Source organism: Pseudomonas sp. R19M (assembly GCF_050312585.1).
In the GTDB taxonomy this organism is placed as follows: domain Bacteria; phylum Pseudomonadota; class Gammaproteobacteria; order Pseudomonadales; family Pseudomonadaceae; genus Aquipseudomonas; species Aquipseudomonas palleroniana.
Map to the genome: position 1 here is coordinate 1 of NZ_JBNPJV010000036.1, position 13,146 is coordinate 13,146.

The 13,146-nt window shown below is 62.7% G+C and carries 15 protein-coding genes; 9 read left to right on the forward strand and 6 right to left on the reverse strand.

Annotation, left to right across the window (positions count from 1 at the left end):
• The first annotated feature begins 151 nt into the window (after positions 1 to 151).
• Entirely contained in the window at positions 152 to 748 is a 597-nt protein-coding gene (locus tag ACQRBT_RS06165; RefSeq protein ID WP_060755028.1) for a MarC family protein, read from the forward strand.
• Here the strand turns inward: ACQRBT_RS06165 and ACQRBT_RS06170 are convergent.
• The 5 genes from ACQRBT_RS06170 to cobG all read right to left on the reverse strand — a co-directional run bounded on the left by ACQRBT_RS06170 (position 745) and on the right by cobG (position 6,094).
• A complete protein-coding gene (locus tag ACQRBT_RS06170) occupies positions 745 to 1,524 on the reverse strand; it encodes a hypothetical protein (RefSeq protein WP_161547809.1) in 780 nt (259 codons plus the stop codon). The two genes, ACQRBT_RS06165 and ACQRBT_RS06170, sit on opposite strands and share 4 nt — an antisense overlap.
• Before the next feature lie 236 nt (positions 1,525 to 1,760).
• On the reverse strand, positions 1,761 to 3,398 hold the full coding sequence (cobJ, locus tag ACQRBT_RS06175) for a precorrin-3B C(17)-methyltransferase (RefSeq protein WP_161547808.1): 1,638 nt from the start codon (positions 3,396 to 3,398) through the stop codon (positions 1,761 to 1,763).
• Positions 3,398 to 4,129, reverse strand: coding sequence for a precorrin-2 C(20)-methyltransferase (locus ACQRBT_RS06180; RefSeq protein ID WP_161547807.1), 732 nt, complete (start codon positions 4,127 to 4,129; stop codon positions 3,398 to 3,400). The genes cobJ and ACQRBT_RS06180 overlap by 1 nt, the downstream gene beginning before the upstream one ends.
• On the reverse strand, positions 4,129 to 4,755 hold the full coding sequence (locus ACQRBT_RS06185; RefSeq protein ID WP_090367047.1) for a precorrin-8X methylmutase: 627 nt from the start codon (positions 4,753 to 4,755) through the stop codon (positions 4,129 to 4,131). The genes ACQRBT_RS06180 and ACQRBT_RS06185 overlap by 1 nt, the downstream gene beginning before the upstream one ends.
• Positions 4,748 to 6,094 (reverse strand): precorrin-3B synthase, encoded by a 1,347-nt coding sequence (gene cobG / locus ACQRBT_RS06190; RefSeq protein WP_161547806.1) that lies wholly within the window; start codon positions 6,092 to 6,094, stop codon positions 4,748 to 4,750. The genes ACQRBT_RS06185 and cobG overlap by 8 nt, the downstream gene beginning before the upstream one ends.
• Positions 6,095 to 6,132: 38 nt before the next feature.
• Here cobG and ACQRBT_RS06195 point away from each other — a divergent pair, with 38 nt between their 5' ends.
• From ACQRBT_RS06195 to ACQRBT_RS06210, 4 genes are read left to right on the forward strand one after another with little or no spacing between them, the layout of a single operon-like run.
• On the forward strand, positions 6,133 to 7,338 hold the full coding sequence (locus ACQRBT_RS06195) for a bifunctional cobalt-precorrin-7 (C(5))-methyltransferase/cobalt-precorrin-6B (C(15))-methyltransferase (protein ID WP_060755034.1): 1,206 nt from the start codon (positions 6,133 to 6,135) through the stop codon (positions 7,336 to 7,338).
• Entirely contained in the window at positions 7,335 to 8,060 is a 726-nt protein-coding gene (locus tag ACQRBT_RS06200; RefSeq protein WP_161547805.1) for a cobalt-precorrin-6A reductase, read from the forward strand. The genes ACQRBT_RS06195 and ACQRBT_RS06200 overlap by 4 nt, the downstream gene beginning before the upstream one ends.
• 56 nt (positions 8,061 to 8,116) lie before the next feature.
• Positions 8,117 to 8,449: a type II toxin-antitoxin system RelE/ParE family toxin gene (locus ACQRBT_RS06205; protein ID WP_161547804.1), complete on the forward strand. Its 333-nt coding sequence runs from the start codon at positions 8,117 to 8,119 to the stop codon at positions 8,447 to 8,449.
• A gap of 5 nt (positions 8,450 to 8,454) precedes the next feature.
• Positions 8,455 to 8,778 (forward strand): DNA-binding protein, encoded by a 324-nt coding sequence (locus tag ACQRBT_RS06210; RefSeq protein ID WP_046485680.1) that lies wholly within the window; start codon positions 8,455 to 8,457, stop codon positions 8,776 to 8,778.
• 64 nt (positions 8,779 to 8,842) lie between these two features.
• Here the strand turns inward: ACQRBT_RS06210 and ACQRBT_RS06215 are convergent, their stop codons facing one another.
• Positions 8,843 to 9,094, reverse strand: a complete 252-nt coding sequence (locus ACQRBT_RS06215) for a DUF6124 family protein (RefSeq protein ID WP_104995392.1) — start codon at positions 9,092 to 9,094, stop codon at positions 8,843 to 8,845.
• 517 nt (positions 9,095 to 9,611) lie between these two features.
• Between ACQRBT_RS06215 and ACQRBT_RS06220 the strand changes: the two genes are divergently transcribed.
• From ACQRBT_RS06220 to ACQRBT_RS06235, 4 genes are all read left to right on the forward strand, one after another.
• The gene (locus tag ACQRBT_RS06220; RefSeq protein WP_244701804.1) at positions 9,612 to 10,007 is read left to right on the forward strand and encodes a DUF2946 domain-containing protein; all 396 of its coding nucleotides are present in this window, start codon (positions 9,612 to 9,614) and stop codon (positions 10,005 to 10,007) included.
• A gap of 46 nt (positions 10,008 to 10,053) precedes the next feature.
• Positions 10,054 to 10,536, forward strand: a complete 483-nt coding sequence (locus tag ACQRBT_RS06225; RefSeq protein ID WP_198760928.1) for a copper chaperone PCu(A)C — start codon at positions 10,054 to 10,056, stop codon at positions 10,534 to 10,536.
• An 11-nt stretch (positions 10,537 to 10,547) separates the two neighbouring features.
• Positions 10,548 to 10,937, forward strand: a complete 390-nt coding sequence (locus tag ACQRBT_RS06230) for a DUF2946 domain-containing protein (RefSeq protein WP_412046624.1) — start codon at positions 10,548 to 10,550, stop codon at positions 10,935 to 10,937.
• A 95-nt stretch (positions 10,938 to 11,032) separates the two neighbouring features.
• The gene (locus ACQRBT_RS06235; protein ID WP_412046623.1) at positions 11,033 to 13,093 is read left to right on the forward strand and encodes a TonB-dependent copper receptor; all 2,061 of its coding nucleotides are present in this window, start codon (positions 11,033 to 11,035) and stop codon (positions 13,091 to 13,093) included.
• Positions 13,094 to 13,146: the final 53 nt, after the last annotated feature.

Sequence of the window (13,146 nt, forward strand, 5' to 3'; positions counted from 1 at the left end):
CGCCGCAGTGTTTCAGAAAGACCGAGGTGTCTGGTTTTAGGGCGGCTTCGCCACCCAGCGCGGGCAAGCCCGCTCACTACAAAGCCCCTTGCAGATTTGGTGTGTGCCGCCTGATAGACTCCACACACTTTATCCACCACGAGCCACTCACATGCTCCACGTGTTATTCAGCGTCTACCTGAAAATGCTGGTGCTCTACAGCCCGTTCTTCGTGCTGTCCTGTTTTATCAGCCTTACCCGGGGTTATTCCAGCAAGGAGCGTCGGCGCCTGGCGTGGAAAGTGGCGCTGGCCACACTGGTGTCGAGCGTGCTGCTCTACCTGTTCGGCCGCGTGATTTTCAGTGTCTTCGGCATCACGGTGGATGCCTTCCGCATCGGCGCCGGTAGCGTACTGTTCATTTCCGCCCTGGGCATGGCCCAGGGCAAGTCGGCGGTACAGGCCGACAATGTGCAGCAGGACGTGACCATCGTACCGCTGACCATCCCCCTCACGGTCGGCCCCGGTACGATCGGCGCCCTGCTGGTGATGGGCGTGAGCCAGCCGCATTGGGATGACAAGATCATGGCCATCCTCAGCATCGCCCTGGCCAGCCTCACGGTCGGTGTGGTGCTGTATTTGTCCAACCGCATTGAACGCATTCTTGGCGACCAGGGCTTGCAGATTGTCAGCCGGCTGATGGGGTTGTTCGTCTGCGCGCTGGCCGCGCAGATCATCTTTACCGGCGTGCGCGGTTACCTGGTGCCCTAGATGCGGTACTTGGCGATCGCCAGTTGCACCTTGTCTCCCGCACTCTCGCGCATCAGCTGAAGGGTCTTTTCGTTGACCACCGTGGTGTTCAGCACCAGGCAGGTCTGCCCGCTGAAAGCCTCGAACGAGGAGCTGTCCCACTCCAGGAAGGGCAAGCCCACCTGTTTATCCACGCCACGGGTGCTGTAGGTCACCAGCACCATCATCAATCCACCCTCTGTTTGCGCACAGGACGCCAGGCCAAAATCACCGCCCTGATGCACCGAGCTATTGCGTTTGAACAACTCGAACGACGCCGGCGTCTGCTTCAACGCCTCCAATGCATCGGCCGCCAGTTTCGGCAGCGCAGTGAGCAGCGGCCCGGACAAGGCACTCGACGCCAGCATGCCGGCGATGAGGTTCAGCGCCGCCAATTGCACGGTCAGGCCCTTGCCCATACGTGAGACCCGCTCGAAGCTGCTGCGCACCGGCAACCACCCCAGGCTGACCATCACCTTGATGAATTCGTCGTACCAATCCTCGGTTCCACGGTGCACTTTCAGCACATCGCTGACGTAGCTGCTGGCCAGCAAATAGCTTTTACGCACGTACTCCCTGTTCAGGCCGGACAAGCCTTCGGCAAACGAGATGACGCCATTGTTGACCACGGCTGCATTGAAGTCGTCCTCGGCGTCCTGCGGTAAAACCGCCTGCCTGGCTGATGCTCCCGGCAGCTTATAGGCAGCAATCAACTTGCGCCGTTTTGTACTGCTGATCCCTCTGTGATGTCGCTCCATTTTGATTCTCCACAAGCACCCCAACTCGGGGCTTATGTCCACCCTAGTCCAGGGGCTGATGGGCTTTCCAGACGCTATAAATCCCTTGGCCCAACCCGGCGAAGCGCGCTGCCCAGCAATCACGCCGCGTCACGGGCAGGCTGGCGGATTTCGTCGCAGAAAAAAGAAAAAGCCCCGAACGACGCCAGGAAAATCCCTGGGTCATTCGGAGCTTTCCGGCGACCAATAAAGCGTTTTCAGGACGCAGGCTTTTCGCCGTACCAGCGCGGTGTATATACCCATTGACCGCCACCGGCACGCGGGAATGTGCAGGTAGTGGACGAGCCGATCAACACCATGGTGCGCATGTCCACCTGCTCCGGCGTCAGTTGCCCCAACGTAGTGACACGCAGGGTCTGGCCCGGACGACCGATATCGCGCCCCAGCACCACGGGCGTTTCAGGCGTGCGGTGCAGTGCCACGATTTCCAGTGCACGCCCCAGCTGCCACGGGCGTGAGCGGGAGATCGGATTGTAGAACGCCAGCGCCAGATCGGCCTGGGACGCGAGGTCCAGGCGTTTTTCGATGATCGACCACGGCTTGAGGTTGTCCGACAGCGACATCACACAGAAGTCATGGCCCAACGGCGCCCCCGCCTGGGCGGCGGTGGCGAGCGAGGCCGAGACACCCGGCAGGATTTGCAGGTCGACCTGATGCCACGTCGGGTCGGTGGACTCGTGCAAAGCCTCGATCACCGCGGCGGCCATGGCGAACACGCCCGGGTCGCCGGACGACACCACCACCACCGAGCGCCCCTGGGCCGCCAGCTCGAAAGCGTGGCGCGCGCGCTGCATTTCTTCGCGGTTATCGGTGCAGTGCTGCACCTGATCGTCACGAAACGGGCCGGCCATGCGCACGTAGGTTTCATAACCCAGCACGTCGGTGCAACGCGCCAGTTCAGCCTTGACCGCCGGCACCATCAACTCGGCTGCGCCAGGGCCCAGGCCGATCACGGCAAGGCGGCCACGCACCCGGCCGACTTGCGACAGGTCCAATGGTTGCTCGGCGACATCGATGACGATATCGGCATCGCGGCCGGCACTGACGAAACGCAGCGGTACACCCAGCTCCAACGCCGCTGCGTGCAACGACGCTTCAGCCATGTGCGTATCGCTGGCCAGCAGGCACGCCAGGGATTGCACGGCGATACCCGCCTCACCCAGCGCCGTGCGCACACGCTCAGCCAGTTGTGCACCTGGTTTGCAGGTTACGCTCACGTTCTTCGGATAAATCAGCAATTCATCGGGGACTGGGCTGCGCTCGGCATTGCCCACGTGAATCGCCAGGCGTGCCTGTGCGTCCTGGGGCAGGTTGGCCTGGTCCAACCACGGCGCTACGCCCTCGATGCGTACCCTTTCACCGGCCAGCAGGTCGGAAACGAAGCGCTTGCCCAGCTCCAGATCCGCCAACTCATAGCCCTTGGGCGGGTTGAGCAGACAAGTGCCGAAACGCAGCTCGCCACTGGTGGTAATCGCAGCGGCCACCTGCAGCGCAGCACCAATGTCGCGTGCCATGACGTTCACGCCGCCCAGCCCGCCGAGCAGCGGCACCACGGCGCTACCGTCTTCGGCAACCGCCAGCACGGCGGGTTCTTCGCCCTTTTCCAGCAGCAGCGGCGCCAGGGTGCGGATCACAATGCCGGCGGCGCACAGCGCAATCAGCGGCGTGCCTTGTTGATAGAGCTGGCGCAGGGTCGTACCGAACTCACTGTAGACCCGGTCGGCGCCGTCGACCCGAGCCGCCAGGCCGTAGATCAAGGCGCCGGGGTACACCTGCTGGATCTTGCGCGCAGTGGCCAGGCTGCCCTGGCCGAGGATGACAATCGCTGGGCTCATCAACCTTGCCACCGTTCACCGGGTACGATGATCAACGAAAAGTACGGCGACGAAGCCGGATCCACCTGGTCCAGCGGTACGATCTTCTGGTTGGCCATGGTCGCGCGCTCCACATACAGCGCACGCTTGGCCAGGCCGAGCTCTTCGAGCACCTGGCGCACCTTGGGAAAGTTGCGCCCCAACTTCATGATCACCGCGGCATCGGCGTCCGCCAGGCGGCGCTTGAGATCGTCGTGGGGCAACACGCCCGAAAGCACCGACAAGCTCTGGTTGCGATACACCAACGGCGCGCCGAGCACCGACGCACCACCGAGCATCGAACACACCCCCGGAATGACCTGGGCTTCATAGCGTTCGGCCAGGCGGTCGTGCAGGTACATGTAGGAGCCATAGAAGAACGGGTCGCCTTCGCAGATCACCGCCACGTCGCGGCCGGCGTCCAAGTGCGCGGCCACGTCGACACTGGCGGCGTCGTAGAAATCGCTGATGACCTGTTCATAGGACATCGGTGCCGGCAACACCTCGGTGGTCACCGGGTACACCAGCGGCATCAGGGTCTGCTGCGGCACCAGGTGCTCTTCGATGATGCCGAAGGCGTTGCCCTTCTTGCCCTTGGCCACGAAGTACGCCACCACCGGCGATTCGCGCAGCAGGCGCAGGGCCTTGAGGGTGATGAGTTCCGGGTCACCGGGGCCGACGCCCAGGCCGATCAAACGTCCGCGTACCGGCATTATTCGACCTCCGTGGCCAAGGCGTTGACCGCAGCGGCAGCCATCGCACTGCCGCCCAGGCGGCCCTGCATGATCACAAAGGGCACGCCACGGCTATCGGCTGCAAGCATGGCCTTGGATTCGGCAGCGCCGACAAACCCCACCGGGAAACCCAGGATCAATGCCGGTTTCGGGGCGCCGGCGTCGAGCATTTCCAGCAAGTAGAACAAGGCCGTCGGCGCGTTGCCGATCACCACCACGCTACCTTCCAGGTGCGGGCGCCACAGCTCCAGGGCGGCAGCGGAACGGGTGTTGCCCAGCTCCCTCGCCAATTGCGGCACGCTGTCGTCGCGCAGGGTGCAGATCACGGGGTTATTGGCCGGCAGGCGTGCTCGGGTCACGCCTTCGGAGACCATTCGCGCATCACACAGAATCGGCGCGCCAGCGGCCAACGCAGCGCGCCCGGCCTGGCCCGCGCCTTCGGAAAACTGCAGGCCGTCGATTGCCTCGACCATGCCGCACGCATGAATCACGCGCACCGCGAGTTTTTCCAGGTCGGCCGGGATACGGTCCAACTTGGCTTCCGCGCGAATAATGGCAAAGGAGTTGCGATAGATCTCCTGACCGTCGCGGATGTAATCAATCATCGGTGTTGCTCCGTGGGCGGGCGCGTAGCAAGGCGCCCGTCGCTTCAATGGAAAGGTTGTGCGCGTGCAGCCGGCCGAAACCGGGTTTGGCTGGATCACGAAAATAGAGGTCGTAGTGACCCGGGCTTACCGCCAGCAGCGTGACCGGCGCGGTGTGCGCGGCGGCGCAGGAACGCGGGCAGCCGGACAGGTGCACGTCATGGCCGGGGTGCAACGCGGCGAGTTGCACCGCGTCAGCCTTGGTGTCGGCCAGGGCTTTGCCGCAGCCGCTGGAGCCGGTGCAGGCGATCATGCGCGCCAGGGGCTGCTCGATAGAACAGAGAAAGCCCAACTGCGCCAGGCGTTGGGTCACTGCGTGCGGCTTTTCGACGTAGGGCAGTAGCACGCCCTGCCAAGGCGTGAAACGCAAGGTGCCGTCGCCGTACTCGTTGGCCAGTTGCGCAGCGCCTTTGAGCATCGTCGAATCCAGGCGGCCCAACGGGGCGATAGCCGCGACGTAGAACTGGTTCTTTTGCTCCTGTGGATAGGTTCCGAGGTGCAGCAACGCACCGCTGGGCGGGCGTTTGAAGCCGTCGGTGGACAGCAGCGGCAGGTTGAGACGGCCCAACACACTCTCCACGGGCAGATGGCGCATGCGGGTTTGCGCAGGGCTCGCCAGATCGAGGAACGCTTCCAGGACCACCACCACCAGGGCATGGCCCTGCTCCAGCGGTACGGCGCCCAACGGTGCATTCAGCCCAGGGCAACCGGCCAGGCCGAACGCGAGCAGCGTCTGGCCGTCGCGTACAAACGCCGACAGCCACAGATCGTGATGATGTTCGAGCATCGCCAGGGCTTCGCCACCATCCAGCTGCACCGCGAACTTGGCCGACAGCTCATGAAAGCGCGGATGGCTTTGCAAGGTGGCGAGAATCTGGTCGGCCAACGGGCGAGTGTCGAACAGCATTTGCGGGTCGATACCGGCGCTGGGGCTGAGCATCAGGTTGCGCACGTCGTCGCCGCCGGCGTTGCGGGGGCCAAGACCTGCGGCTAGCAGCGTCGCAATCAGCGCTTCCTGGTCGGCACCGATTCCGCGAATCTGCAGGTTGGCGCGGTTGGTCGCCTCGATCACCCCACCGGCATAGGCCTGGGCCGCGTCTGCCACGGCGCTGGCTTGGGCGGCGGTGATTGAACCGCCCGCCAGTTTGACCCGGCAAATGCCGCCATCCAGCGCCTGGACAATACGCAGCAACCCCGGACAAGCCGAGGGGCGCAAGGTATTCACAGCGGGCGTTGGGTTCACGGGGCTACCGGTTGACGGGTCAAGGCGCGGTATTATGCCTGCTTTGTCCGGCGGCATGAAAAGCCTGCCCGTCGGATGTCGTTCAAGGAATTGATATGTCGCCCTGGCTGACGGTTGTAGGCATCGGTGAAGACGGCTTCAAGGGGCTGGGCAGGAATGCCCGGCATGCCCTGTTGCGCGCCACGCGGATCATAGGCGGCCAGCGCCAGCTGGACCTGTTGCCGGTATGCATTCGGGGTGAGCGCCAAGTGTGGCCAAGCCCGTTTTCCCTGGAGCCGGTGCTGGCTCGGCGTGGCGAACCGGTGTGCGTGCTGGCCAGCGGCGATCCGATGTTCTATGGCGTGGGCGCCAGCCTGGCGCGGCAGGTGCCGGCGGCAGAGTCGCTGATAGTGCCGGCGCCGTCGTCGGTGTCGCTGGCGGCGGCGCGATTGGGCTGGCCATTGCAGGAAGTGGTGACGTTATCCGTGGTGGCCCGGCCCTTGGCGGCGCTGAATATGCACTTGGCCAGCGGCGTGCGGTTGCTGGTGTTGAGCAACGACGGTCGCAGCCCTGCTGCGATCGCCTCGTTGCTGGCTGAATCCGGGTTCGGGCCCAGCCGGTTGAGCGTGTTCGAACACCTGGGCGGCGCGGACGAGCGGCGTATCGACGGTTTGGCGGCTGATTGGCAACAGGCTTCAGTCGCCGATTTGAACCTGGTCGCCATCGACTGCGTAGCCTCCTGCGCAACACCCCGCCTGTCACGCCTGGCGGGCCTGCCCGATTCCGCCTTCAAGCACGACGGTCAATTGACCAAGCGCGACGTGCGCGCCATGACCCTGGCCCGCCTCGCGCCGATGCCCGGTGAACTGCTGTGGGATGTGGGCGCGGGCAGCGGCTCCATTGGTATCGAATGGATGCGTGCGCACCCCAGTTGCCGTGCGCTGGCGATTGAAGCGGATGAAGGTCGCCAGGGCCTGATCGAACACAACCGCGATGCGCTGGGCGTGCCTGGGCTGCAACTGGTTCGCGGCAAGGCTCCCGAGGCGTTACGCGGTCTGGAAGCACCGGACGCGATCTTCATCGGCGGCGGCGTCACCCGCGACGGCGTGCTCGAGACCTGCTGGCAACAGCTGCGGCCTGGTGGAAGGCTGGTCGCCAATGCCGTGACCCTGCAAAGCGAAATGACCTTGATGAACTGGCGCGCCCAGCATGGCGGCGAGCTGACCCGTGTCCATGTGGCGCAGGCGCAGCCGCTGGGCGAGTTCGATACCTGGCGCCAGGCGTTGCCGATCACGCTGCTTGAAGTGGTCAAGCCGCTATGAAACGCATCTTGCTGCTGGGCGGCGTGACCGAGGCACTGGCAATTGCGCGGACTCTGGGGCCGGAGCATATCTACAGTCTGGCCGGGGTGGGCCGCGTGCCGACGGACCTCAAGTGCCAGGTGCGGGTTGGCGGCTACGGCGGCGCCGAGGGCTTGGCGGCGTTTGTTCGGGACGAGGGGATTGGCCTGATTCTCGACGCGACCCACCCCTACGCGGCGCAGATCAGCCGCAATGCCGCCGAGGCTGCACAGTTGAGCGACATCCCATGCTGGGCGCTGCGGCGTCCGGCATGGCAGCCGCAGGCCGGGGATGATTGGCGCGAGGTCAGCGATTGGGCCGACTTGATCGCCGCCCTAAAACCCTTCAAGCGCCCCCTGTTCACGTTGGGCCGCGAACCGTTGCAGCACCTCGATGAAATCCCGGTTGACCAGTTCTGGACACTGCGCGCGCTGGACGTGTATCCGGGGAATGAGCGGTGTGAAGTGATCGGCGCACGTGGGCCGTTTTTGATCGAAGACGAACGCGCGTTGTTTGAACGGCGCGCGATTGATGTGTTGATCAGCAAGAACAGCGGTAGCGCAGCGACGGAGCCGAAGCTGGAAGTGGCGCGGGAGCGAGGGGTGCCGGTGCTGGTGTTGAAGCGGCCGGTGTTGGCTCTAGTAGAGCGCGAATTCTTGTCGCCTGAAGAAACACTCATCGCATTGGCAAATTTCATTCGATAAGTCAGGATTGCTCGCTTGCTTGATTAGTAACCTATTTGTTACCTTCAGGACGGCTGATGATTGAGATTGAAGAATACCGACGCGATAACCAGTCGAGCCCGTTCGATGAATGGTTTTCATCTTTGAGTGTACCGGCGGCAAGCAGAGTTTCCACGGCGTTGGTTCGACTTGAAATGGGTAACACCAGCAACATCAAGTGGTTCGATGGGATCGGCGAATACCGCATCGACTGGGGGCCTGGCCTAAGAATCTATCTCATACAAGAAGGTCAACGACTAATCATCCTGTTCGGTGGTGGAGACAAGTCCACTCAGAAGCGCGATATCAAAGCCGTAAAGTCGCTGGTTATTGAGCATCAGCGTTGCAAGAAACTGGAACAAAAGAGGTGACCCGCATGGCGCTAACCCGCAGCTACAAACACACCATCGCCGAACGTGCTCAGCGCGACCCTGAATTTGCCCAAGCGCTCCTTGACGAGGCAGCTACGCTGTTTCTCAATGGTGAACCGGAAATTTCACGCGTGATTCTGCGTGATCTAGTTAACGCAACGGTGGGTTTCGAGGGACTTGCGAAAGAAACCGCCAAACCGAGTAAAAGCCTGCACCGAATGCTGTCAGCCAGTGGCAACCCAAGCATGGATAACCTTGCGGCGATTTTTGCGGTGATTAGAAAAGCCTTGGGCGTTGATATGCAGGTCCACGGAGTTCCAACTGCATAATTTACAGCTCCACGTCACTAATCGTTCCTCCGGGTGAACGCAGGAACGATTTGACATAAGGCTTCTAACTCATCGTAGGCATTGTTTGTCCAACACCGTCGTGCACGCGATGCGCAAGCAACTGCGCCAACTCAATCAACTGCGCAACGCCCAGCAACTCCTCTCGTTTCGAGCCTTCCAGGTTAAACGCAATATCGCAACTCAGTGCATTGGCCGAGGCGAGTGTTTCGCTGAGGTTGACCAACAGGTCTTCGGTGCTGATTTCATCGGCCACGGTGAAGAGCCGGATGGGGGGATTTGGGGTGGGTTTAATCATTGTGAAGCTCCTTAGAAAAGTGGAGCTGCCACTGATTCGCCGCGACGCGAGGGGGTGGCAGCTGTACGCAGGTTCGCGGACCGGTCCTAAGGCAACCCGGCATACCCGAAGGTATCCCGCGCACAGCCACCATTGCGCCGCACAGTAGACGATAAAAAAGCATCAACTGAAAGCAGACGATAGTGCTTTTGCTCTTAGAAAATCCGGGCCGCGACGCCCGACCGCTGAGTTCACAGCGGTGTACGGAGACTAGAGATCGAGTGTCCTAGGGGCAACCTCAAAGACTTGTCGGATATTTCTGCGAAAGATGTTCAAATTCAGGCCCAGAGCCTGAGGCGCACCAAACACCGCAAGTCCCACATTCAAACTGCGCAGCTTAGAAAATCGGCGTCCAATCGATTCCCCGTCTATCCTCAAACCCGGCACTGCGACACCAAACCACACCACCGCTTTTTACTTATCCCCCCCGATCAGGCTAAATACCCCCCTGATCGTTAAACCCTACGGATTGTCCGCCATGGCCCGTCAACGCTTTGCAATTGTGTGGATCGCCTGCCTTGCAGTGCTGTTCAACGCCTTTGCCATGCCGATGGCCGGGGCGATGCAACAGTCCCAGGACCCCGTGCAGCAATTGCTGTGGGGCAGTTTCTGCTCCTCCAATGGCGCCAGCCTGAAGACCATCGCCCTGGGCAAACTGGAGATTCCGGCGCCGCAGCAGGACGATCACTCCGCCATGCAGCACTGCTGGTGTTGCTCGGGCTCGGCGCCGTTGGTGGCGCTGCCGGGGCATGTGCCGCAGTTGTATGTCACCCGGTTCGACGCCGCGCAGAGCTTGCCGGCGCCCCGGCTGCAAACCCCAACCCCGCGCCAGCAATGGCCCAGCCTCAACCCTCGCGCCTCTCCAACGGCCTGATGTCTTCGCAAGTGAACTGCGTTTAGAACCGTTCTGGAGAACTGCCATGCTCAAATCTTCCCTGCTTCTGGCTGCGTTGCTGTTGCCGGTGTTCAGTGCCGCCAACGCCGAGGACTACAAGGCCGGCGACTTGCTGGTCAGCCAACCCTGGTCCCAGGAGTTGCCGCCCAATGCGCCGACCGTCGCGGCGTATTTTGTGATTCATAACACCGGTGAAACGCCGGACCGCCTGCTCAGCGTGCAAACGCCGGTGGCGGACAAGGCCGAGCTGCATGAGCATGTGATGCAGGGCGACTTGATGAAGATGCAGCAAGTACCCAGCGTGGCAGTGCCGGCCAAGGGCGAGCTGACCTTCGCACCGATGGCCTATCACGTGATGTTGCTGGGGCTCAAAGACCGCAGCCTGTTGACCGATGGCAAGCAGTTCCCACTGATATTGACCTTCGAAAAAGCCGGCAAGGTGCAGGTGCAGGTCTCGGTGCAGAAAGCACCGCCGATGGCCGGCCACGAGCATAAGCACGCCCAATAGGCTGACACACAATGGGCGCCCCTCGCGCCAGGCTATCGGTACACCGCCGCGTGAAACGCGGCAGTTGGATCAGCCTGTTCGCCATGTTGATGATCTTTATCGGTCCGCTGATTTCCCAAGCGATGCCGATGGATCATCACGCCGGTATGTCGATGAGCATGCCGATGGAGCATGGCCAAGCCCATCACAAAAAAGCACCTGACGAACACCACGCACTCTGGGCCAAGTGCGGCTATTGCGACCTGCTCTTCAGTTGCCCGGCCTTGCCCGGCAGCGTTTCGCCGGTGCTGCTCGATACCCCGCCGCCCGACAATGCCCTCACCCCCGCCACGCGCCTGGGCCATGCCCGGCAGAGCATCTTCCCCGGCGCCCGCAGCCGCGCCCCACCCATCCTTACGTAAGCGCACCAAGCACCGTTACTTCACCCCGGCCGACTTTAGACAGACAGCCGCAGGCTGCTGGCCGTGTTGTTTACGAATGATTGATGGAATTTTTCATGTCCAGGTTTTCTGCTGACTCCCGTTTGGGATGCTCCCCCGTTTTCGCCGTTCTGTGCGGCGCACTGCTGGTTCCACAGGCCCATGCCGACGAGCACGAGTTGAGCCCTACCGTGATCACCGCGATCGCGCCGAGCTCGCCGCTGACGGTCATCACCAACCCGAAAGACCCGCGCCAACCGGTGCCCGCCAGCGACGGTGGCGACTACCTCAAGACCATCCCCGGCTTTGCCCTGGTGCGCAATGGCGGCACCAATGGCGACCCGGTGCTGCGCGGCATGTTCGGCTCGCGCCTGAATATCCTCACCAACGGCGGCATGATGCTCGGTGCCTGCCCTGGGCGGATGGACGCACCCACCTCGTACATCTCACCGGAGACCTATGACAAGCTGACCGTGATCAAAGGCCCGCAAACCGTGCTCTGGGGCCCAGGCGCATCGGCCGGCACGATCCTGTTCGACCGCGAACCCGAGCAGTTCGGTGAGCTGGGCACGCGGGTCAACGCCAGCGTACTGGCCGGTTCGAATGGGCGCTTCGACAAGGTCATCGATGCAGCCGCCGGCGGGCCGCTGGGCTATGTGCGGGTGATCGGCAACCAAGCCCACGCCGATGATTACAAGGACGGCAACAACAAAACGGTCGCCTCGCGCTACGACAAATGGAACGGCGACGTGGCCGTCGGTTTCACGCCCGACGCCGACACCCTGCTGGAACTCACCGCCGGGCGCGGTGATGGGGAAGCGCGTTACGCCGGGCGCGGCATGGACGGCTCGCAGTTCCTGCGCGAAAGCCTGGGCCTGCGTTTCGAGAAATCCAACATCGGCGAAGTGCTGGACAAGGTCGAAGCCCAGGTCTACTACAACTATGCCGACCACGTGATGGACAACTACAGCCTGCGCGTACCGTCGGGCACCGGCATGATGGCCGGGCCGATGGCTTCCAACGTCGACCGTCGCACCCTCGGTGCTCGCATCAAGGCCACCTGGCGCTGGGCCGATGTGCAATTGATCAGCGGCCTGGACGCGCAAACCAATGAACACCGCCAGCGCAGCAGCATGGGCATCGACACGTACAAGGATCTGCCGCGCAACAAGGACGCCAACTTCCACAGCTACGGCGTGTTCGGCGAACTGACCTGGTACGCCGCCGACCGCGACCGCCTGATCACCGGGGCACGCCTGGACCGCGCCTCGGCCAAGGATTTTCGCCAGGTCACCGGCTCGGGCATGATGGCCCGCCCCAACCCCACCGCCGACGACACGCGCGCCGATACCCTGCCCTCGGGCTTTGTGCGCTACGAGCACGACCTGGCTGACACACCCACCACCGTCTATGCAGGCTTGGGCCACGCCGAACGTTTCCCGGACTACTGGGAACTGTTTTCCCCCAACACCGGCGCGGCCGGCTCGGTCAACGCCTTCGATGGCGTCAAGCCGGAGAAAACCACGCAACTCGACTTCGGCGCGCAATACAAAACCGCCGACCTGGAAGCCTGGGCCTCGGGTTACATCGGCCGGGTGCAGGACTTCATTCTGTTCGACTACAGGCCGGGCATGATGGGCACCACCTCCCAGGCACGTAATATCGATGCACGCATCATGGGCGGTGAACTGGGCGCAGCCTACAAGCTGACGCGCAACTGGAAGGCCGACGCCACCCTCGCCTACGCCTGGGGCAAGAACAGCAGCGATGGCAAGGCACTGCCGCAAATGCCACCGCTCGATGCCCGTTTCGGCCTGACCTACAACGAAGATGACTGGAGCGCCGGCGCCTTGTGGCGGGTGGTCGCGGCGCAGAATCGCATCGCCCCGAACCAGGGCAACGTGGTCGGCAAGGACTTCGACAAGAGCGGCGGCTTTGGCGTGTTCTCGCTGAACGCCGCGTACCGCATCAATAAGAATTTCAAGGTCAGCACCGGCGTCGACAACCTGTTCGGCAAGGCTTATGCCGAGCACCTGAACCTGGCCGGCAACGCCGGGTTCGGCTACCCGGCCAACGACCCGCAAGCCCTCAAGGAACCGGGGCGCACCCTCTGGACCAAAGTCGACATGAGCTTCTGACCGCCTCGCGGGCAAGCCCCCTCCCACATTTGCAATGCATTCCAATGTGGGAG